The sequence below is a fragment of the Agreia sp. genome, from assembly GCF_964263775.1.
Lineage (GTDB): Bacteria > Actinomycetota > Actinomycetes > Actinomycetales > Microbacteriaceae > Agreia.
On the sequence record NZ_CAXVWM010000048.1, the window covers coordinates 15379 to 35321 of the forward strand.

General features: G+C 66.3%; 24 protein-coding genes. All 24 read left to right on the forward strand.

The features are described from left to right. The 24 genes from ACE5CZ_RS04360 (at position 1) to rpsQ (ending at position 19919) form a co-directional block, all read left to right on the forward strand. Complete coding sequence (locus tag ACE5CZ_RS04360; RefSeq protein WP_374946130.1) at positions 1–975, forward strand: AAA family ATPase; 975 nt, start codon at positions 1–3, stop codon at positions 973–975. Beyond that, positions 972–2489 (forward strand): DUF58 domain-containing protein, encoded by a 1518-nt coding sequence (locus ACE5CZ_RS04365; protein ID WP_374946131.1) that lies wholly within the window; start codon positions 972–974, stop codon positions 2487–2489. Before ACE5CZ_RS04360 ends, ACE5CZ_RS04365 begins: the two co-directional genes overlap by 4 nt. After that, positions 2486–4801, forward strand: a complete 2316-nt coding sequence (locus ACE5CZ_RS04370) for a transglutaminase-like domain-containing protein (RefSeq protein ID WP_374946132.1) — start codon at positions 2486–2488, stop codon at positions 4799–4801. Before ACE5CZ_RS04365 ends, ACE5CZ_RS04370 begins: the two co-directional genes overlap by 4 nt. After that, entirely contained in the window at positions 4794–5267 is a 474-nt protein-coding gene (locus ACE5CZ_RS04375; RefSeq protein WP_374946133.1) for an FHA domain-containing protein, read from the forward strand. The genes ACE5CZ_RS04370 and ACE5CZ_RS04375 overlap by 8 nt, the downstream gene beginning before the upstream one ends. Positions 5268–5338: 71 nt before the next feature. Then, the gene (locus ACE5CZ_RS04380; RefSeq protein ID WP_374946134.1) at positions 5339–6211 is read left to right on the forward strand and encodes a hypothetical protein; all 873 of its coding nucleotides are present in this window, start codon (positions 5339–5341) and stop codon (positions 6209–6211) included. 5 nt (positions 6212–6216) lie between these two features. Then, positions 6217–6687, forward strand: coding sequence for a hypothetical protein (locus tag ACE5CZ_RS04385; RefSeq protein ID WP_374946135.1), 471 nt, complete (start codon positions 6217–6219; stop codon positions 6685–6687). An 83-nt stretch (positions 6688–6770) separates the two neighbouring features. After that, a complete protein-coding gene (locus ACE5CZ_RS04390; RefSeq protein WP_374946136.1) occupies positions 6771–7925 on the forward strand; it encodes a hypothetical protein in 1155 nt (384 codons plus the stop codon). 250 nt (positions 7926–8175) lie between these two features. Beyond that, positions 8176–8550: a 30S ribosomal protein S12 gene (gene rpsL, locus ACE5CZ_RS04395; protein ID WP_055927044.1), complete on the forward strand. Its 375-nt coding sequence runs from the start codon at positions 8176–8178 to the stop codon at positions 8548–8550. Next, on the forward strand, positions 8550–9020 hold the full coding sequence (gene rpsG / locus ACE5CZ_RS04400; RefSeq protein ID WP_055927045.1) for a 30S ribosomal protein S7: 471 nt from the start codon (positions 8550–8552) through the stop codon (positions 9018–9020). The genes rpsL and rpsG overlap by 1 nt, the downstream gene beginning before the upstream one ends. 145 nt (positions 9021–9165) lie before the next feature. Beyond that, positions 9166–11280, forward strand: a complete 2115-nt coding sequence (fusA, locus tag ACE5CZ_RS04405; RefSeq protein ID WP_374946137.1) for an elongation factor G — start codon at positions 9166–9168, stop codon at positions 11278–11280. 133 nt (positions 11281–11413) lie between these two features. After that, a complete protein-coding gene (gene tuf / locus ACE5CZ_RS04410; protein WP_055927050.1) occupies positions 11414–12607 on the forward strand; it encodes an elongation factor Tu in 1194 nt (397 codons plus the stop codon). 172 nt (positions 12608–12779) lie between these two features. After that, positions 12780–12989 carry an Rv0909 family putative TA system antitoxin gene (locus ACE5CZ_RS04415; protein WP_374946138.1) on the forward strand — a complete coding sequence of 70 codons (210 nt, stop codon included), beginning with the start codon at positions 12780–12782 and terminating at the stop codon, positions 12987–12989. A 124-nt stretch (positions 12990–13113) separates the two neighbouring features. Continuing rightward, positions 13114–14085, forward strand: a complete 972-nt coding sequence (locus tag ACE5CZ_RS04420; protein ID WP_374946139.1) for a DNA topoisomerase IB — start codon at positions 13114–13116, stop codon at positions 14083–14085. 407 nt (positions 14086–14492) lie between these two features. Next, the gene (gene rpsJ, locus ACE5CZ_RS04425) at positions 14493–14801 is read left to right on the forward strand and encodes a 30S ribosomal protein S10 (protein WP_018171443.1); all 309 of its coding nucleotides are present in this window, start codon (positions 14493–14495) and stop codon (positions 14799–14801) included. Between the two features lie 17 nt (positions 14802–14818). After that, positions 14819–15490: a 50S ribosomal protein L3 gene (gene rplC / locus ACE5CZ_RS04430; protein ID WP_374946140.1), complete on the forward strand. Its 672-nt coding sequence runs from the start codon at positions 14819–14821 to the stop codon at positions 15488–15490. Between the two features lie 3 nt (positions 15491–15493). Continuing rightward, a complete protein-coding gene (rplD, locus tag ACE5CZ_RS04435) occupies positions 15494–16174 on the forward strand; it encodes a 50S ribosomal protein L4 (protein WP_374946141.1) in 681 nt (226 codons plus the stop codon). A gap of 2 nt (positions 16175–16176) precedes the next feature. Continuing rightward, entirely contained in the window at positions 16177–16482 is a 306-nt protein-coding gene (gene rplW, locus ACE5CZ_RS04440) for a 50S ribosomal protein L23 (protein WP_374946142.1), read from the forward strand. Between the two features lie 18 nt (positions 16483–16500). Next, positions 16501–17340 (forward strand): 50S ribosomal protein L2, encoded by an 840-nt coding sequence (gene rplB / locus ACE5CZ_RS04445; protein ID WP_374946143.1) that lies wholly within the window; start codon positions 16501–16503, stop codon positions 17338–17340. Positions 17341–17352: 12 nt separating this feature from the next. Beyond that, positions 17353–17634 carry a 30S ribosomal protein S19 gene (rpsS, locus tag ACE5CZ_RS04450; protein ID WP_044440015.1) on the forward strand — a complete coding sequence of 94 codons (282 nt, stop codon included), beginning with the start codon at positions 17353–17355 and terminating at the stop codon, positions 17632–17634. A 24-nt stretch (positions 17635–17658) separates the two neighbouring features. After that, the gene (gene rplV, locus ACE5CZ_RS04455) at positions 17659–18054 is read left to right on the forward strand and encodes a 50S ribosomal protein L22 (protein ID WP_374946144.1); all 396 of its coding nucleotides are present in this window, start codon (positions 17659–17661) and stop codon (positions 18052–18054) included. Next, positions 18054–18863, forward strand: coding sequence for a 30S ribosomal protein S3 (rpsC, locus tag ACE5CZ_RS04460; protein ID WP_374946145.1), 810 nt, complete (start codon positions 18054–18056; stop codon positions 18861–18863). The genes rplV and rpsC overlap by 1 nt, the downstream gene beginning before the upstream one ends. Positions 18864–18865: 2 nt before the next feature. Next, positions 18866–19285, forward strand: a complete 420-nt coding sequence (rplP, locus tag ACE5CZ_RS04465) for a 50S ribosomal protein L16 (RefSeq protein ID WP_044440018.1) — start codon at positions 18866–18868, stop codon at positions 19283–19285. Continuing rightward, on the forward strand, positions 19285–19614 hold the full coding sequence (gene rpmC / locus ACE5CZ_RS04470; protein WP_044440019.1) for a 50S ribosomal protein L29: 330 nt from the start codon (positions 19285–19287) through the stop codon (positions 19612–19614). The genes rplP and rpmC overlap by 1 nt, the downstream gene beginning before the upstream one ends. Further along, a complete protein-coding gene (gene rpsQ, locus ACE5CZ_RS04475) occupies positions 19614–19919 on the forward strand; it encodes a 30S ribosomal protein S17 (RefSeq protein WP_374946146.1) in 306 nt (101 codons plus the stop codon). Before rpmC ends, rpsQ begins: the two co-directional genes overlap by 1 nt. Positions 19920–19943: the final 24 nt, after the last annotated feature.

Sequence of the window (19943 nt, forward strand, 5' to 3'; positions counted from 1 at the left end):
ATGACCATGACCCGCGAACAGGCCGTCTGGTTCACCGATGTGTTCGACCGACTCGTCTCGAACGTCGAACGCGTCGTGTTCGGCAAGACCCACGTCGTGAAGCTGGCATTCGCGACCCTGCTCAGCGAGGGACACCTTCTGCTCGAGGATTTTCCGGGCACCGGAAAGACATCGCTGGCCCGCGCGATGGCGCAGACGGTGCAGGGAACGTCGAGCCGCATCCAGTTCACCCCCGACCTTCTTCCCGGCGACGTGACCGGAATGAGCATCTACGACCAGAAGCAGGGTGTCTTCGAGTTTCACCGGGGCCCGATCTTCGCGTCGATCGTGCTCGCCGACGAGATCAACCGGGCCAGCCCCAAGACCCAGTCCGCCCTTCTCGAGGTCATGGAGGAGGGCCGCGTCACGATCGACGGCGCCACCCACGGCGTCGGCAGGCCGTTCCTCGTCGTCGCGACGCAGAACCCCATCGAGCAGGCCGGAACGTACAGGCTGCCGGAGGCGCAGCTCGACCGCTTCATGATGAAGGCCTCGCTCGGCTACCCCGATCGCTCGTCGACGATCGCGATCCTCGAGGGCGCCGCGACGCGCACCCACGACAGCGTCATTCCCGCGGTCGCGACGAGCGCCAACATCGTCGAGATGTCCGACCTGGCCCGCACCGTGCACGTCAGTTCCGCCGTTCTCGACTATGTGGCCGACATCGTGGATGCGACGAGGAACGCCGTCGAGGTGCGTCTCGGCGCGAGCGTGCGCGGCGCCGTCGCCCTCGTGCGCACCTCGAAGACCTGGGCCGCGGCCCACGGCCGGCACTTCGTGACTCCCGACGATGTGAAGACGCTCGCCGAGAACGTGCTCGCGCACAGGCTGGTGCTCGACCCCGAGGCCGAGTTCGACGGGGTCACCGCCGCCAGTGTCATCGGGCAGATCCTCCTCGAGACTCCGCCACCCACCGACAGGGCGCAGTCGGCGTGAGCGACGACGCGCGGCGCACGAGGGCCGCCGGGGCCGACGGCCTCGGCAGGCGCGAGCGCCCGCGGCGCGAGGTGCGTGCGGGCCGAACGGCGTTCGGCCGCAGAACGGCGCGTCGCGCGCGCGCGCTCGCGGCATCCGGAACGACCGAGACGCAGCGCGCGGCTACGGGACTGACCGGCACCGGCGCCTACACCCGAACGCGCACGGCGTCGGGCGGCGCAGCTGTCGACGGCGCGCGGAGGGGCGCCCAGGTGCGCCTGTTCCGGGCCGTCCGCGCGGCGCGAGCCTCGCTCGAGCGCGCCTGGCGATGGACCTCTGCCACCCTGACGGGCCTCGGGCTGGCGATGGCGATCGTCGTCGTGGCCGGCGCGGCATTCGGCTACACGCTCGGGTGGATCGAGCTCGTCGCGGTGGCGTTCACCAGCTTCGCCCTTCTGCTTCTCGGGGTCTTCTTTCTGCTCGGCCGCAACTCCTACGACGTCGGCCTCTCGCTCGACCGCGACCGGGTGGTGGTCGGGGATGACGTGAATGCGACCCTTCTCGTGAACAACCCCACGCGGTTCCGTCTGCCGCCCGTGAAGAGCGAGGTGCCCGTCGGTCGTGGCCTCGCCGAGTTCTATCTCGGCAGCATCCCGCGGCAGGGGCGCACGACGAGGCAGTTCTCGGTGCCCACCTCGCGACGCGGGGTCGTTCGTCTCGGCCCGGTGCGAACCGTGCGGGCAGACCCGATCGGGCTCCTGCGCCGCGAGTACGTCTGGACCTCGCACCTTGACCTGTTCGTGCATCCCGTGACCGTTCCCATCCCCGCCACGAGCACCGGCCTCATCCGCGACCTCGAGGGCAATCCGACCCGTGACCTGACGAATTCCGACGTCTCGTTCCACGCGCTGCGCGAATACGCACCGGGCGACGATCGCCGGCATATCCACTGGAAGAGCACGGCCAGAACGGGCCAGCTCATGGTTCGGCAGTTCGAAGAGACGCGGCGCAGTCACCTGGTCATCGCGCTGTCGCTGGCCAGCGCCGACTACCACTCCGAAGAGGAGTTCGAGCTCGCCGTCAGCGTGGCCGGGTCGATCGGCATCCGCGCGATCCGGGATGCACGCGACGTGTCCGTGTTGGCCAGCGCCGAGCTGGCCAGCGCCGAACCGGCTGAATTCGCGCGCCGGGGCGTGAACACGCCCCGGCGGCTGAGTTCGCTCAGCAGGTCACGACTTCTCGACGACCTCGCACGCGTCGAGCACAGCCCTCGGGCATCCGCACTCACAGGACTCGCCCGGGGCATCGCAGACTCGGTGTCGGGGGCCTCCGTGGCGATCATCGTCTGCGGATCGGAGGCGACCGCTGCGCAGCTGCGCAGCGCGTCGGCCGCCTTTCCCCCCGGCGTCGAGGTGCTGGCCATCGTCTGCAATCCGGGAATCGTTCCGAGCCTGCGTCGCGTCGGAGAGCTGCGTGTCGTGACGATCGGGTATCTCGACGACGTTCAGAAAGCGCTCGCGAGGGCCGCGTCGTGAGGCGGGCGGCCCGGATCGACAGGCGCTCCGCCGCGGTCGACACCGCGTTCTTCGTGGCGCTGATGGGCATCGCGGCGTCGACCCTCTGGCCCATCTACCAGACGCCCCGCCTCATCGTTCTCGCGGGCGCGGCACTTGTGCTCGGCGTCGTCGTCGCCTGGGCGGGCGCGCAGTTCAGGTGGCCCGGCTACGTCGTCTTCGGCGCATCCATCGGCGTGTTCCTGGTCGTCGGCGTGGCGCTCGCGGTGCCGGGACGCGCGATCTTCGGGGTGCTGCCGAGTTTCGACGGCGTGCGTGACCTGGTCGTCGGCAGCGCCCTCGGGTTCAAGCGGCTCGTCACCGTCGACCTCCCCGTCGCCAGCTACCAGTCGCTGCTTGCGCCGGCGCTCGTGCTGTTGCTGGGCGGCACCGTGCTCGGGCTCTCGCTCGTGCTCAGAACGCGGCGGGGCGAGATCGCTCTGATCCTCCCCGTCGGGGTGGCGATCACGGCCCTCGCCCTCGGCCCCGAGGTGGCGTGGAATCCGTTCGCCACGTCGATCGCGTTCCTCGTCGTCGCGATCTCGTGGATGACCTGGCGCGCACGTCGGGCGAGACGTCGGGCGATCGCCCTTCTCGCGGGGCAGAATGAGGCCGATCCTCGGGCAGCCGACGTTGTTTCCGAACGGCGGCAGTCGGCGCGCCCGCTGATCGGGGCCGTCATCGTGCTGTCGATCGCCGTGCCGGCGGGCGTGTCGGCCGCCGGGGTCTTCGCGCCGCCGGGGCCGCGCGACGTGGTGAGGTCGGCCGTCGAGAGGCCCTTCGATCCTCGTGACTACGCGAGTCCGCTCAGCGGATTCCGTTCCTACTGGAGTGCCGAGGCCGCCGGAGCGCCGCTCTTCGAGATAGCCGGCATGCCCGACGGGGGGCGCATCCGCCTCGCCGCGCTCGACACCTACGACGGCGTCTTCTACAGCGTCGGCGATGCCGCCTCCGACAGCGACTCGGGCTTCTTCGCCCGGGTGCCGTCGACGATCGACAGAACGGGCGAGTCGGGGACGCCGTTGAGCGCGACGTTCGTCGTTGCGGAATACCGAGGAGTCTGGTTGCCGACGGTCGGCGATGTCGAGCGCGTGCGGTTCGGCGGATCGCGCGCGCAGCAGCTCGCCGGCGCGTACTACTACAACCGCACGACGAATACGGCCACCGTGCTGGGCGGACTGCGTGAGGGCGACACGGTCACGATCGACTCGATCGTGCCGCCCGCCCCCGACGGAGACGAGCTGCTCTCCGCGCGGCCGGGCAGTGCGTCCGTGCCGCAGCCGAGAGCCGTTCCCGAGGCGATCGCCACGGCTGTCGACCAAGACACCCAGGGCCTCGACGCCCCCGGTGAGAAGCTGGCGGCCGTCGTCGAGGCGATCCGGGCATCCGGGTACATCAGCCACGGCACCGACGCATCGCGGCCGTACAGCCGCTCGGGCCACGCCGCCGATCGGATCACCGAGCTCCTGACAGCGCCGCTGATGGTGGGCGACGCTGAGCAGTACGCCACGACCGTCGCCCTCATGGCCGACGAGCTGGGGTTTCCGGCGCGGGTCGTTCTGGGGTTCGCGCCCGCCCCGGGTGCCCGCACGGTGACCGGCTCCGACGTGTCGGCCTGGGCCGAGGTCGACCTCGCGGGATACGGGTGGGTCGCGCTCGACGCGACTCCCGAAGACCGGGCCATTCCCGAGACGCTGCCGGATGCGACGCAGCAGGTGTCGAGGCCGCAGGTCGTGATCCCGCCGCCGCCTGCGGCGGATGACACACCCATCGAGCCCAACCGGCCGGAGGCCGACGAGAAGGGCGCGCCCGACCCCGACACGTTCTGGCCGAGCGTGCTCGGAATCGTGCGCGTCGTCGGTGTCGTCGCGCTGGTGCTGCTGTTCGTGTGCGCGCCGGCGATTCTCGTGGCCTCGGCGAAGCTGGCGCGTCGGCGACGACGCCGGCGGCGCTCGGATGCCGCCTCCCGCATCGCCGCGGGCTGGCAGGAGCTCGTCGATGCGGGTCTCGACTACGGCTACCCCGTGCCGCCGACCGCGACCAGGCACGAAGCCGCGAGTGTGGTGGGCGGCGTCGACCTCGATGCTCTCGCCCGACGCGCGGATGCCGCGGTCTTCTCAGATGATCGGGTCGACCGGCGCGACGCCGACCGATACTGGTCTGATCTCACGCTCCTCCGTGCCTCCTGGGCGCGCACGCACACACGGTGGCAACGCGTCCGCGCCGCCGTGCGGGTCACATCCCTCGTCACGCCCAGAAGCACGTCCGACCGACGAGGAGCGCGTCGTGGCTGAGCCCGTGCTTCCTCCGTTTTCTGCCCGGTCGAGCGACGGGCTGTGGCACTCGCGGTCGCCGCGGATTCCGTTCATCGAGCCATGGCCCCGGGGGCACGAGCCGTGGCCCCGAGGGCACGAGCCGGTTGCGCCGGATGTCGCCAAATCGTTCGTTCTCGAGTTCAGCACGGGCGAGGTCGTCACGGTCGTGGGCTCGGGTCTCATCGGGCGCGCGCCCCAGAACACCCGCGGCGACACCACGCTGCAGCTGGTGAGTGTCGACGACCCGGCACGATCGGTGTCGAAGGTGCACGTGCGGTTCGAGGTCGACGCCGAGGGTCTGTGGATCGAGGATTGCGACTCGGGCAACGGCACGGCCATCGTGCCGCCCGGCCGGCCGGCCCTGCCGATCGCGCCGGGACAACGGCATCCGGCCGCACTCGGAGCCGTCGTTCGCATGGGACGCCAGTCGTTCATCGTGCGCTGATGCCGGCGCACCCACACGCTCTTGCGACGCGCCTGCTGGCCAAGCACCTCCCCGGGCGGCAGGATGGCCTTATGAGCACGAACAACGATCCCGACCGCGCCCCGCAGCACCCGGACGGCCCCGAGGCATCCGGCTGGACCAGGCCCGCGGAGAACATCGAGGCGGAGGCTCCCAACCCCTACGTCGTCCGCACCACCGTTCCTCCGATGAACCCGCACTCGACGGGCGCGCCGCTGGCTCAGCAGTACGCGAGCTCGCCAAGTGCGCCCGCCCCCTCCGCTTCGTCGGGCATCCCCGCTCCGCCCGCCCCCTCCGCTCCGTCGGGCATCCCCGGCGGCGAGATCTACTCGGCCGCGCCGACGCCCGTGCACATGACTCATTCCGCTCGGCCCGCTCAGCCCGGTCGGCGGGGCAACCGCCTCTTCGGCACGATCATCGCCCTGCTCGGAACGCTCGCGTTCGCCGTGGTCTACGCGGCCGTGGCGTCGATTTTCTTCGTCTTCAATCCGGCCGTCGACGACGCGGTGGCGACCCTGACGCGGTTTTTGGTCAATTTCGCGTTCATCGTTCCGGTCGTGTTCTTCGCGATCGCGTTCATCCTTCTCGTGCTGATCCTCAACCGCGCAGGCTGGTGGGCGTACATCACCGGCGGGTTCGTGGTTGCGGCCATCGTGTACGCGGGCTCGATCGTGGGGGCGTACCTCGCCGTCGAGGGCTGGTCCATGACGCCGGATGCGCTGGGCGAGTTCCTGCGCTCGCTCCTGATGGATCCGCTGCCCCTCACCGCCGCGATCGTCGCCCGCGAGGTCTCCGTCTGGACCGGAGCCTGGGTCGCATCCCGGGGCCGCAAGATGAAGGAACACAACCAGGCCGCCAAGGCCGACTACGACAAGACCGTGGCCGAAGCCCCCACGGCCCTGCCGCAGGGTACGCCGGCCTGGTAGCCCCGATGCGCGGCCGAGGTCTTCGCTACGGCCGATCGGCCTTCGCGACCGTGCTGTTCGTCGCGCTCGTCGTGGCGGGCTGGGGCTTCGTCAGCCTTCTGACCGAAACCGACGTGGTGGCCGACCGCGACGTCGGACCGATAGCCGTGCCCGTGTCGGTGGCGGTCGCCGCGGCCGCCGTCCTCCTCGCACTCGCGGCGCCGCGGTGGTCGAGGCTGACCACCGGACGCGTTGGCGCGCTGCTCGGCTCGTCGCTCGTTCTCGCCCTCGGAGCCGTCGCCGTGCAGCTGGCGACCCTGGGCATCCTGCAGTTCGTGGCGACGGGTCGGCCCACGGCGCTGCTGCTCGTCATTGCGGTTCAGGCGCCCACTCCGTACACCTGGGTGGTGATCGGGGCCGCATTCGTCTCGGCTGCAGGGCTGGGACTGCTCGCTGCGGGGCCGAGCCGGGCATCCTGGCCCTGGGAGAAGGACTGAACCCCGAACTCGCGATTTCGATCGCGTGAGAAGGGCGATCTCTGCTTGGATGGAATCCCGGGATTCGAACTGAGGAGCCCTCGATGCCAGACAACAGCCTTCCGCCTCTGCCCGAGGGCGCGTCCGCCATCCCTCCGGTTCCGCAGTTGCACCCGGCCCCGCCGTACCCCGGAGCACCGCGCTACGAGCCGCAGCCGAATGTCGCACCGCAGCCGAATGTCGCACCGCAGCCGCCGGCCCGTAAGTCGCGCACCGGACTCATCGTCGGCATCTCCATTGCGGCGGCCGTCGTCGTTGCGGGCGGAGCCGGGCTGGCCGTGGCAGGCGCGTCGATCTCGGCCAGCGTCGCGCCAGACACGCAGGTCGAGAGATTTCTGCAGAACCTCGTCGACGGCAGGGCCGAAGAAGCCCTCGCGGTGATGGGGGAGGAGCCGGTCGGTCTGCTCACCGACGAGGCGTACGCCGCCTCTGCCAATCACATCACCGCCTTCGCGGTCGCACAGCCGAAGACGACCGGGGACACGTCGACGGTCACGGCCGAGATCACCCAGGGCGGAACGAGCTATACGCAGCAGTTCGTGCTGAACAAGAGCGCAAAGTCGTTCGTCGTCTTCGACACCTGGCAGCTCGAGCCGTTGCCCCTCGGAGCGGTCGACGTGCAGGTGCAGGGGCCGCCCGGGCTGGCGCTCCAAATCGATGGCAACGCCGTCGATCTCGGGGGCGGCACGAGCCTGCGCGCCTTTCCGGGCGACTACGAGGTGGCGGTCGTCGACGAAGGCGAGCTCTTCGACGCAGAGCCCGCGACGGCGAATGTCGTCGGGCTGTCCGACGACGCGGCCGGCAGCGTCGCCACGGCGGCGGTCACGACGACGCTCACCGAGGCCGGCGCGGCGGCGGCACGGTCGGCGGTCGACGCCTACGTCGACGGATGCGTGGCGCAGCCGAGCCTGAAGCCCGACAACTGCGGGTTCGAGGCGCGCGCACAAGACGGCATCACGTATTCGAACATCCGCTGGTCGCTCACGGTGCGGCCTACGCTGTCGTTCGGCGGATGGGCGCAAGACGGGTGGACCGTCACCACCGAGACGGCCGGAACGGTCGACGTCGTGGCCGATTCCGTCGACGGCGCCGGTCGCCCCGGTTCGTCGGGAACGACCATCTCGAATTATCGGCCCGCGGGCGAGATCTCCATCGTCGATCAAGCAGTCGTCTTCACGCCGTCGCTCCTCTCGTTCTGAGCGTTCGGCCTCGCTTGACCGACGCTCCACTTCGGGCTAATATTGCTCGGGTGTGTGCATTCTTGCACGCCCACGGGCCGGCCCTCTCTGGGGCCAGCTCCCACGGCATACCCACCATCAAAAAATCTGCAGGCGTTCGCGTGCGCAGACGGTGGGTCCACAAGAACATCGGTGAAATCCCGCTCGTCGGGTGCCGCCGATTGCTACGCGAAAGCAAGCTGTCACCGTGCAGTAGAAAATAGGAGAAGTAGTGCCAACCATTCAGCAGTTGGTCCGCAAGGGCCGAACTCCGAAGGTCACCAAGACCAAGACGCCTGCCCTGAAGGCCAACCCGCAACAGCGCGGCGTCTGCACCCGCGTCTACACGACCACGCCCAAGAAGCCCAACTCGGCTCTGCGCAAGGTCGCCCGCGTCAAGCTGTCCAACGGCACCGAGGTCACCGCGTACATTCCCGGTGAGGGCCACAACCTGCAAGAGCACTCGATGGTGCTCGTGCGTGGCGGTCGTGTCAAAGACCTGCCCGGTGTCCGCTACAAGATCGTCCGCGGCGCACTGGACACCCAGGCCGTCAAGGGCCGCAAGCAAGCCCGTAGCCTCTACGGCGCGAAGAAGGACAAGAAGTAATGCCTCGTAAAGGACCAGCACCGAAGCGTCCCGTCATCGCGGACCCGGTCTACGGAGCCCCCATCGTCAGCCAGCTCGTCAACAAGATCCTTCTTGATGGCAAGAAGGGCCTTGCCGAGCGCATCGTCTACGACGCACTCGAAGGAGTCGCAGCCAAGAACGGGGCCGACGCCGTCGTCACGCTGAAGAAGGCGCTCGACAACGTGCGTCCCACGCTCGAGGTGCGTTCGCGCCGCGTCGGCGGATCGACCTACCAGGTTCCCGTCGAGGTCAAGCCGCACCGCGCCAACACCCTCGCCCTCCGCTGGCTCACGAGCTACGCGAAGAGCCGTCGCGAGAAGACGATGACCGAGCGTCTCACGAACGAGATCCTCGACGCATCCAACGGCCTCGGTGCCGCGGTCAAGCGCCGCGAAGACACCCACAAGATGGCCGAGTCGAACAAGGCATTCGCTCACTACCGCTGGTAGGACGCTGGAGCTGGGAGCAATCGCGCCAGCGATTGCGTGACGCCAGTCCCGAGGGAGCCTGCGATCGAGGTCAAGAGCTCCCTCGCCCGATCCTGTTAATGCATTTGTTCGAGAACACCCCTTAGTAAACAACCGGAGGCAATCTGTGGCACAGGACGTGCTCACCGACCTGAACAAGGTCCGCAACATCGGCATCATGGCTCACATCGATGCGGGAAAGACCACCACCACCGAGCGCATCCTGTTCTACACGGGTGTCAATCACAAGATCGGTGAAACACACGACGGCGCGTCGACGACCGACTGGATGGAGCAGGAGCAGGAGCGTGGCATCACGATCACCTCCGCCGCCGTCACCTGCTTCTGGGACAAGAACCAGATCAATATCATCGACACCCCGGGTCACGTCGACTTCACCGTCGAGGTGGAGCGTTCGCTGCGCGTACTCGATGGAGCTGTCGCCGTGTTCGACGGCAAAGAGGGTGTCGAGCCCCAGTCCGAGACGGTCTGGCGCCAGGCCGACAAGTACGAGGTTCCCCGCATCTGCTTCATCAACAAGATGGACAAGCTCGGAGCCGACTTCTACTTCACAGTCGACACCATCATCAACAAGCTCGGCGCGAAGCCCCTGGTCATCCAGCTGCCCATCGGCGCCGAGGCGGGCTTCATCGGTGTCGTCGACCTCGTCGAGATGCGCGCGCTCGTGTGGCCTTCCGACTCCAAGGGTGACGTCACCATGGGAGCCAAGTACGAGGTGCAGGAGATTCCGGCCGACCTGAAGGACAAGGCCGACGAGTATCGCCAGCTGCTCCTCGAGACCGTAGCCGAGACCGACGACGCGCTGCTCGAGAAGTTCTTCGCGGGTGACGAACTGACGGTCGCCGAGATCAAGGCGGGCATTCGCAAGCTGACGGTCGCCAGCGAGATCTACCCCGTGCTCTGTGGTTCCGCGTTCAAGAACCGCGGCGTACAGCCGATGCTCGATGCGGTCGTCGACTACCTGCCGAGCCCGCTCGACGTGCCCGCGACGGTGGGAACGGACCCGCGCGACGAGGAGGTCGCTGTGGAGCGTCACCCCGACTCGTCCGAGCCGTTCGCCGCCCTCGCGTTCAAGGTCGCTGTGCACCCGTTCTTCGGTCGTCTGACGTTCATCCGCGTCTACTCGGGTCGTCTCGACTCCGGTGGACAGGTCACGAACTCGACCAAGAGCAAGAAAGAGCGCATCGGCAAGATCTTCCAGATGCACGCCAACAAGGAGATCCCCGTCGAGAGTGTGACCGCCGGCCACATCTACGCGGTCATCGGCCTGAAGGGCACGACTACGGGAGACACGCTCAGCGACTCGAACAACCAGATTGTTCTCGAGTCGATGACGTTCCCGGAGCCGGTCATCGAGGTCGCGATCGAGCCGAAGACGAAGGCCGACCAGGAGAAGCTGGGTGTCGCCATCCAGAAGCTCGCTGAAGAAGACCCGACATTCCGAACCGAGCAGAACCAGGACACGGGCCAGACGGTCATCAAGGGAATGGGCGAGCTCCACCTCGACATCCTCGTCGATCGTATGAAGCGCGAGTTCAACGTCGAGGCCAACGTGGGCAAGCCCCAGGTCGCGTACCGCGAGACGATCCGTCGCGTCGTTCCGAAGCACGACTACACGCACAAGAAGCAGACCGGTGGTTCGGGTCAGTTCGCCAAGGTGCAGATTTCGATCGAGCCCATGGAGGTGACCGCGGAGAAGAGCTACGAGTTCGAGAACAAGGTCACCGGTGGTCGCGTTCCGCGCGAGTACATCCCCTCGGTCGACGCGGGAATCCAGGATGCCCTGCAGGTCGGCGTTCTCGCCGGTTACCCCATGGTGGGTGTCAGGGCGGCCCTGCTCGATGGCCAGTTCCACGACGTCGACTCGTCTGAGATGGCGTTCAAGATCGCTGGTTCGATGGCATTCAAGGAGGCGGCCCGCAAGGCGGATCCCGTCATCCTCGAGCCGTTGATGGCAGTCGAGGTGCGCACCCCTGAGGAATACATGGGCGACGTCATCGGCGACCTCAACTCGCGTCGTGGCCAGATCCAGTCCATGGAGGACGCGACCGGCATCAAGGTCATCCGTGCCCATGTTCCGCTTTCGGAGATGTTCGGCTACATCGGTGACCTGAGGTCTAAGACCTCGGGCCGTGCGGTGTACTCGATGACCTTCGACAGCTACGCCGAGGTCCCGAAGGCTGTCGCCGAAGAGATCATCAACAAAAACAAGGGCGAATAGTCCTGTATCGTGTTCCGGTGCTCAATATTGTTGCGAGCACCGGAGCGCGTAACATCAATACACAAACACCCCCGCTCTTCACCCGGTAGATTTCTGTCCGGATGCGGAGCAAGAGAGTCCTGAGGAGGACCCAGTGGCCAAGGCCAAGTTCGAGCGGACCAAGCCGCACGTAAACATCGGAACGATCGGTCACGTCGACCACGGAAAGACCACGCTGACTGCAGCGATCTCCAAGGTCCTTGCCGACAAGTTCCCGTCCAAGACCAACGTTCAGCGCGACTTCGCGTCGATCGACTCCGCTCCCGAAGAGCGCCAGCGCGGCATCACGATCAACATCTCGCACGTCGAGTACGAGACCGAGAAGCGTCACTACGCCCACGTCGACGCCCCGGGTCACGCCGACTACATCAAGAACATGATCACCGGTGCCGCGCAGATGGATGGCGCGATCCTCGTGGTCGCCGCCACCGACGGCCCGATGGCCCAGACCCGCGAGCACGTTCTGCTCGCCAAGCAGGTCGGCGTTCCCTACCTGCTGGTCGCGCTCAACAAGTCCGACATGGTCGACGACGAAGAGATCCTCGAGCTCGTCGAGCTCGAGGTTCGCGAGCTGCTCTCCAGCCAGGATTTCGACGGCGACAACGCTCCGGTCGTTCGCGTCTCGGGCCTCAAGGCTCTCGAGGGCGACGAGAAGTGGGTCGACTCGATCCTCGAGCTCATGCAGGCCGTCGACGACTCCATCCCCGAGCCGGTCCGCGACAAGGACAAGCCCTTCCTCATGCCCGTAGAAGACGTCTTCACGATCACCGGTCGTGGAACCGTCGTCACGGGTCGCGCCGAGCGCGGAACCCTCGCCATCAACTCCGAGGTCGAGATCGTCGGCATCCGCCCGACGGTCAAGACCACGGTCACGGGTATCGAGATGTTCCACAAGCAGCTCGACGAGGCATGGGCCGGCGAGAACTGTGGTCTGCTTCTTCGCGGCACCAAGCGCGAAGACGTCGAGCGCGGCCAGGTCATCGTCAAGCCGGGTTCGGTCACGCCGCACACCGGTTTCGATGGAACCGCCTACATCCTGTCGAAGGACGAGGGTGGTCGTCACAACCCGTTCTACACGAACTACCGCCCGCAGTTCTACTTCCGCACCACCGACGTGACCGGCGTCATCACCCTCCCCGAGGGCACCGAGATGGTCATGCCCGGCGACACGACTGACATCAGCGTCGAGCTGATCCAGCCCATCGCCATGGAAGAGGGCCTCGGCTTCGCGATCCGTGAGGGTGGCCGCACCGTCGGCGCCGGCACCGTCACGAAGATCACCAAGTAGTCGTTCTTCACTTCTCACCATTCAGCAGGACCTCACCCTCGGGTGGGGTCCTGCTGGCGTTAACCCCCCGTTCGATCGACGTAACGGGTGCGACTCAGAGTAGACGGATGGGCTATTCCAGAGCACAATGGTCGCGACGCCCCGCGCAAGGGGGCCCGATCACAGGAGAATCATGGGACTCGAGGACATCACCAAAAAGGCGCAGGACTTCCTGGGCGACTCCACGGTTAAGGATGCGCTGAAGAGCGAGCAGGCCGAGGACATCAGCGACAAGCTGCTCGACGGTGTGGCGGGCGCCGTCAACAAGGTCACCGGCGACAAGTTCGAAGAACAGGTCGAGGGTGCACGAGCCGCTGCAGACAAGGCCGTCGGCACTGAGTAATACGTGCTCAGCACGCACGGGCGCCTCATTCGATATCGAATGAGGCGCTTCTCGCGTGTGCGGGCGCTGTCAAGCCCATCACGCCGATGACGCGGAGCACGCGACTCGGCTTCACAATGGACGCATGGTCAGGCTGAGGCGAAGCAACTCCGCAGGTGCCGGACTGCATCGCGTCCGAGCCGGGCGAGGATTCTCGTATCGGAATGCAGACGGCTCCGTCGTCGCCGACACGGAGTTGCGTCGCCGCATCGAGGGTCTCGCTATTCCGCCCGCGTGGGCCGATGTCTGGATCGCGCCCTACGCCAATGGCCACATCCAGGCCACCGGCATCGACGCGGCCGGGCGGCGCCAGTACATCTATCACCCGACATGGCGAGAGCAGAAGGATCGAATCAAGTTCGACAGAGCGCTCGCCCTCGCCGAGTCCCTGCCGACCGCACGGCGGGCGGTCACGATCGACCTCCGAAGCGAGAAGCCCACGAGGGAACGCGCGTTGGCCGCCGCATTCCGGATGCTCGACACCGGGTCGTTGCGAGTCGGCAGCGAACGATACGCCGAGTCGAACGGCAGCCACGGGCTGTCGACGCTGCTCGGGGCCCACGCGCGGGTCAGCGGCGACATCGTGCACCTGGCCTTTCCCGCCAAGAGCGGGCAGGCGTGGGAGAGCGACATCAGGGACGCCGACCTCGCCGCGGTCATCAGGGCGCTGAAGCATCGCGGGCCGCGCGCGAGGTTGCTGGCCTGGCGTGCCGGTGCCGGCCACTGGCATCCGGTCGCCGCCGACGAGATCAACGCCTACGTGCGCGAGAAGACAGGCGGCCAGTTCACGGCGAAGGACTTTCGCACGCTGCACGGCACTGTTGCCGCCGCCGTGAGCCTGGCGAAGCACGGCCCTGAACAGCGCAGCACAGCTCGATCGCGTGCGCTCGCACAGGCCATGCGCGATGCCGCCGAGGTGCTCGGAAACACGCCCTCGATAGCGAAGAAGAGTTACGTCGATCCTCGCATCGTCGACCACTACATGGAGGGGACGACCATCGACGCGGCCCGCCTCACCTCGGCCGAATCGGAGCTGCGAGCATTGCTCTTCGAGTAGCCGGCCCCCCGACGAAGCTTGGCCGGCGGCGCGACACGCCCAACGCGACACGCCCGGGTTGCACGATGCTCGTTGTGTGTGGCAAACTCGTCTAGTTCAACATTTTCGTGCCGCCCTGCGTGCGCGAAATCACTGCCAGGCAGTGCACAGCTAGCCCACTGGGTCGTCACGATCCGAGGTCGAGAGCTGGGCCGCGGGTAGCAGAACACACTTCAATCCCAGTCTTACGCGCTACAGGTTCGCCCTGTGTGCGGGGCAGACGGGTTGGGTCCGCGAGGACATTGACAGAAGAACAGTGGTGCGACCGACTGCGGGCGTATCGAGCTCGGGTCGCAAGGCCCGCGCAAGCAAGCGCGTCCAATGCTGCCTCCAGGCGGTACGACGCAAGACAAGAGAGTGAGTCACACATGGCGGGACAGAAGATCCGCATTCGACTTAAGTCGTACGACCACGAGGTCATCGACTCCTCGGCGCGCAAGATCGTCGACACGGTGACCCGCGCGGGTGCGACCGTCGTCGGTCCGGTACCGCTGCCGACCGAGAAGAACGTGATCGCAGTGATCCGTTCGCCCCACAAGTACAAAGACAGCCGCGAGCACTTCGAAATGCGCACGCACAAGCGTCTGATCGACATCATCGATCCCACGCCCAAGGCCGTCGACTCGCTGATGCGTCTCGACCTGCCGGCTGACGTCAACATCGAGATCAAGCTCTAAGCGGGGGGCTGAACACTATGTCTATCCCTACACAGTCTCTCCCGACCAAGACCAGCAAGGGTCTGCTCGGCAAGAAGCTCGGCATGACCCAGGTCTGGGACGAGAACAACCGTCTCATCCCCGTGACCGTCGTCGAGATCACGCCGAACGTGGTCACCCAGGTTCGTTCCGTCGAGCGTGACGGTTACGTCGCCGTGCAGATCGCGGCCGGCCAGATCGACCCGCGCAAGGTGAACAAGCCGGCCACGGGTCACTTCGACGCCGCCGGCGTCACGCCCCGTCGTCACATCACCGAGATCCGCACCGCGGATGCGGCCGACTACACCGTGGGCCAGGAGCTCACCGTCGACGCCGTGTTCGAAGCCGGCAAGAAGGTCGACGTCGTCGGCACGTCCAAGGGCAAGGGTTTCGCCGGTGTCATGAAGCGTCACAACTTCCGAGGCGACAACGCCTCGCACGGTGCTCACCGCAACCACCGCAAGCCCGGTTCCATCGGCGCATCCTCGACCCCGTCGCGCGTCTTCAAGGGCATGCGCATGGCCGGTCGCATGGGTGGAGAGCGCGTCACCGTGCTCAACCTCGCCGTGCACTCCATCGACGCCGAGAAGAACGTCATCCTCATCAAGGGTGCCGTTCCCGGAGCGCGTGGCCGTCTCGTTTTCGTCCGTACCGCAGTGAAGGGGGCCTAGTCCATGGCTACCGCAACTACCTCGGTCGACGTCGTCGACTCGACAGGCAAGAAGGCCGGCTCGGTCGACCTTCCCGCCGAGCTGTTCGACGTCCAGACCAATGTCCCGCTGATCCACCAGGTCGTCGTCGCCCAGCTCGCCGCCGCCCGCCAGGGAACCCACAAGACCAAGCGTCGTGGTGAAGTCTCCGGCGCCGGTCGCAAGCCGTTCAAGCAGAAGGGAACCGGTCGCGCCCGCCAGGGCTCGATCCGCGCGCCCCAGATGACCGGTGGTGGCATCGTGCACGGACCGACCCCGCGCAGCTACGACCAGCGCACCCCCAAGAAGATGATCGCCGCCGCTCTCCTCGGTTCGCTGTCCGACCGCGCACGCGGTGGACGCGTTCACGTCGTCGAGTCGCTCGCCCAGGGCGACACGCCGTCGACCAAGGGCGTTCTCGAGTTGCTGAGCCAGGTCGCCACCTCGAAGCACGTTCTGATCGTGCTCGAGCGCGGCGATGTGCTGAGCGAGAAGAGCGTTCGAAACATCCCGACCGTGCACGTGCTGCCGGCCGACCAGCTGAACGCCTACGACGTGCTCGTCTCCGACGACATCATCTTCACCAGGGCTTCGTTCGACGCGTTCGTCGCAGCCAAGACGAAGAGCACCGAGCAGGCGACTGACCTGACTAACGAAGGGGCATAAGCATGAGCAACGCCGCATTCAACAAAGACCCCCGCGACATCATTCTTTCGCCGGTCGTCTCCGAGAAGAGCTACGGCCTGATCGACGAGGGCAAGTACACGTTCATCGTCGACCCCCGCTCGAACAAGACCGAGATCAAGCTCGCCATCGAGAAGATCTTCGCGGTCGAGGTCGCGTCGATCAACACGCTCAACCGTGTCGGCAAGACCCGTCGAACCAAGTTCGGCATCGGCAAGCGCAAAGACACCAAGCGCGCCATCGTCACGCTCAAATCCGGCACCATCGACATCTTCACCGCTGTCGGCTAGGGCCAGAGGGATATAGAAATGGCTATTCGCAAGTACAAGCCCACCACCCCGGGTCGTCGCGGTTCGTCCGTCGCCGACTTCGCGGAGATCACCCGGTCGACTCCCGAGAAGTCGCTTCTGCGTCCGCTCTCGAAGACCGGTGGACGAAACAACGCCGGCCGCATCACGACGCGTCACATCGGTGGTGGTCACAAGCGCCAGTACCGCGTGATCGACTTCCGTCGCAATGACAAAGATGGCGTGAACGCCAAGGTCGCTCACATCGAGTACGACCCCAACCGCACCGCGCGCATCGCTCTGCTGCACTACCTCGACGGAACCAAGCGCTACATCCTGGCTCCGAACAAGCTGTCGCAGGGTGACGTCATCGAGTCGGGCGCGTCCGCCGACATCAAGCCCGGCAACAACCTGCCGCTCAAGAACATCCCCACGGGTACCGTCATCCACGCGATCGAGCTGAAGCCGGGCGGCGGTGCCAAGATGGCCCGCTCCGCCGGAGCCTCGGTGCGACTCGTCGCCAAAGACGGCCCCTACGCGCAGCTTCGTCTCCCGAGCGGCGAGATCCGCAACGTGGATGCCCGCTGCCGCGCCACGATCGGCGAGGTCGGCAACGCCGAGCAGTCGAACATCAACTGGGGAAAGGCCGGCCGCATGCGTTGGAAGGGCGTTCGCCCGACCGTGCGTGGTGTCGCCATGAACCCGGTCGACCACCCGCACGGTGGTGGTGAAGGAAAGACCTCCGGTGGACGTCATCCTGTGAGCCCCTGGGGCCATAAGGAAGGCCGCACCCGGCACATCAACAAGGAAAGCGACAAGCTCATCGTTCGTCGCCGAACCGTCGGCAAGAAGCGTAAGTAGGAGTTGTAGAAGATGCCACGCAGTCTCAAGAAGGGCCCCTTCGTTGACGACCACCTGTATCGCAAGGTTGTCACCCAGAACGAAGCCGGTTCCAAGAACGTCATCAAGACCTGGTCGCGCCGATCGATGATCATCCCGGCGTTCCTCGGACACACGATCGCCGTGCACGACGGTCGCAAGCACATCCCGGTGTTCGTCACCGAAACCATGGTTGGGCACAAGCTCGGAGAGTTTGCTCCCACCCGCACCTTCCGTGGTCACGTGAAGGACGACAAGAAGGGCCGTCGCCGCTAACGCGGTGGCGAAAGGAGGAGAGAAATGGTGGAGTCAATCGCACGTGTGCGACACATCCGCGTCACCCCCATGAAGGCTCGTCGCGTCGTCAACATGATCCGCGGCAAGCAGGCAGTCGAAGCGCTGGCGATCCTGAAGTTCGCCCCCCAGGGTGCGTCCGACCCGGTCTTCAAGCTCGTCGCGTCCGCAATGGCGAACGCCCGGGTCAAGGCCGACGCATCGAACAGCTACCTCGACGAGCAAGACCTGTTCGTCTCGGCCGCGTTCGTCGACGAGGGAACGACCCTCAAGCGTTTCCAGCCCCGTGCACAGGGCCGCGCGTTTCAGATCCTGAAGCGCACGAGCCACATCACGATCGTGCTGAACACGCCCGACGAGGCAGCAGTGGCAACGACCACGAAGAAGGCAGGTAAGAAGTAATGGGACAGAAAGTAAACCCGTACGGCTTCCGTCTCGGTATCACCACCGACCACGTGTCGCGTTGGTTCTCCGACTCGACGAAGCCGGGGCAGCGCTACGCGGACTTCGTTGCAGAAGACGTCAAGATCCGCAAGCTGCTCAGCACCTCGCTCGATCGTGCCGGCGTCGCCCGCATCGAGATCGAGCGCACCCGTGACCGTGTTCGCGTCGACATCCACACGGCCCGCCCGGGCATCGTGATCGGTCGTCGTGGAGCCGAGGCCGAGCGCATCCGCACCGACCTCGAGAAGCTCACCGGCAAGCAGATCCAGCTCAACATCCTCGAGGTCAAGAACCCCGAGGCCGAGGCCCAGCTCGTGGCACAGGGAATCGCGGAGCAGCTCACCGCTCGCGTCGCCTTCCGTCGTGCGATGCGCAAGGGAATGCAGGGCGCCCAGCGCACCGGCTCGGTCAAGGGTGTGCGTATCCAGGTCTCCGGCCGCCTCGGCGGCTCCGAGATGAGCCGTTCGGAGTTATACCGCGAGGGTCGTGTGCCGCTGCACACCCTTCGTGCGAACATCGACTACGGCTTCTACGAGGCGAAGACCACCTTCGGTCGCATCGGCGTGAAGGTCTGGATCTACAAGGGTGACATCACCAACAAGGAGCTTGCTCGCGAGCAGGCCAACCAGAAGTCGACGCGTCCCGACCGTCGTGACGACCGCCGCGATGGCGACCGTCCCCGTCGTGGTGCTGCCGGCACGAATTCAGGCACTGGCGCCTCCGCCCCCAAGGCAGAGGCTCCCGTTGCAGCAGGAGTTGAGGCATAACCATGTTGATTCCACGCAGAGTCAAGCACCGTAAGCAGCACCACCCCGGACGCAGTGGTCACGCCACCGGCGGAACGACGGTGAGCTTCGGCGAGTACGGCATCCAGGCCCTTACCCCTGCATACGTGACGAACCGCCAGATCGAGTCCGCTCGTATCGCGATGACCCGTCACATCAAGCGAGGCGGAAAGGTGTGGATCAACATCTACCCCGACCGCCCGCTCACCAAGAAGCCCGCCGAAACCCGCATGGGTTCCGGTAAGGGTTCACCCGAGTGGTGGATTGCGAACGTCAAGCCGGGTCGCGTGCTCTTCGAGCTCAGCGGCGTCAGCGACACGATCGCACGCGAAGCCCTCACCCGGGCCATCCACAAGCTGCCGCTCAAGGCACGCATCATCAAGCGCGAGGAGGGCGACGCATAATGGCGATCGGTTCCAAGGAGCTCGCCCCCGTCGAGCTCGACACATTCGAAGACGCCCGCCTGGTCGAAGAGCTGCGGAAGGCGAAGGAAGAACTGTTCAACCTTCGCTTCCAGTCGGCTACCGGCCAGCTCGAGAGCCACGGACGCCTGCGTGCCGTGAAGCGCGATATCTCGCGCATCTACACGATCATCCGTGAGCGCGAGCTGGGCATTCGTGCCACGCCCGCCCCGGTCGCCGTGGCTCCCAAGGCAGAGAAGAAAAGCAAGGCCAAGAAGGATGCGACCGCTTCGGCGGACGCCCCGGCCGCTGAGGCTGAGGAGGCCAAGTAATGGCAACGGTTAACGATTCGGCTGCAACGCCGGCCGATGAGACGACGGCAGCCCCCCGCGGCTACCGCAAGTCCCGTCGTGGGTACGTCACGAGCGACAAGATGGAGAAGACCATCGTCGTCGAGGTCGAAGACCGCGTGAAGCACCCCCTGTACGGCAAGGTCATCCGCCGCACGTCCAAGGTCAAGGTCCACGACGAGGCGAACTCCGCCGGCATCGGCGACCTCGTTCTCATCAGCGAGACCCGTCCCCTCAGCGCATCCAAGCGCTGGCGCCTGGTCGAGATCCTCGAGAAGGCCAAGTAGGCCTCGCGCTTACTTCGCCTAAGG

Excerpts from the sequence above, each read along its gene's own strand:
- ACE5CZ_RS04360 (WP_374946130.1), top strand. The coding sequence starts at position 1 with ATGACCATGACCCGCGAACAGGCCGTCTGGTTCACCGATGTGTTCGAC.
- ACE5CZ_RS04380 (WP_374946134.1), top strand. The coding sequence starts at position 5,339 with ATGAGCACGAACAACGATCCCGACCGCGCCCCGCAGCACCCGGACGGC.
- ACE5CZ_RS04385 (WP_374946135.1), top strand. The coding sequence starts at position 6,217 with ATGCGCGGCCGAGGTCTTCGCTACGGCCGATCGGCCTTCGCGACCGTG.
- ACE5CZ_RS04390 (WP_374946136.1), top strand. The coding sequence starts at position 6,771 with ATGCCAGACAACAGCCTTCCGCCTCTGCCCGAGGGCGCGTCCGCCATC.
- rpsG (WP_055927045.1), top strand. The coding sequence starts at position 8,550 with ATGCCTCGTAAAGGACCAGCACCGAAGCGTCCCGTCATCGCGGACCCG.
- ACE5CZ_RS04415 (WP_374946138.1), top strand. The coding sequence starts at position 12,780 with ATGGGACTCGAGGACATCACCAAAAAGGCGCAGGACTTCCTGGGCGAC.
- ACE5CZ_RS04420 (WP_374946139.1), top strand. The coding sequence starts at position 13,114 with ATGGTCAGGCTGAGGCGAAGCAACTCCGCAGGTGCCGGACTGCATCGC.
- rpsJ (WP_018171443.1), top strand. The coding sequence starts at position 14,493 with ATGGCGGGACAGAAGATCCGCATTCGACTTAAGTCGTACGACCACGAG.
- rplC (WP_374946140.1), top strand. The coding sequence starts at position 14,819 with ATGTCTATCCCTACACAGTCTCTCCCGACCAAGACCAGCAAGGGTCTG.
- rplD (WP_374946141.1), top strand. The coding sequence starts at position 15,494 with ATGGCTACCGCAACTACCTCGGTCGACGTCGTCGACTCGACAGGCAAG.
- rplW (WP_374946142.1), top strand. The coding sequence starts at position 16,177 with ATGAGCAACGCCGCATTCAACAAAGACCCCCGCGACATCATTCTTTCG.
- rplB (WP_374946143.1), top strand. The coding sequence starts at position 16,501 with ATGGCTATTCGCAAGTACAAGCCCACCACCCCGGGTCGTCGCGGTTCG.
- rpsS (WP_044440015.1), top strand. The coding sequence starts at position 17,353 with ATGCCACGCAGTCTCAAGAAGGGCCCCTTCGTTGACGACCACCTGTAT.
- rplV (WP_374946144.1), top strand. The coding sequence starts at position 17,659 with ATGGTGGAGTCAATCGCACGTGTGCGACACATCCGCGTCACCCCCATG.
- rpsC (WP_374946145.1), top strand. The coding sequence starts at position 18,054 with ATGGGACAGAAAGTAAACCCGTACGGCTTCCGTCTCGGTATCACCACC.
- rplP (WP_044440018.1), top strand. The coding sequence starts at position 18,866 with ATGTTGATTCCACGCAGAGTCAAGCACCGTAAGCAGCACCACCCCGGA.
- rpmC (WP_044440019.1), top strand. The coding sequence starts at position 19,285 with ATGGCGATCGGTTCCAAGGAGCTCGCCCCCGTCGAGCTCGACACATTC.
- rpsQ (WP_374946146.1), top strand. The coding sequence starts at position 19,614 with ATGGCAACGGTTAACGATTCGGCTGCAACGCCGGCCGATGAGACGACG.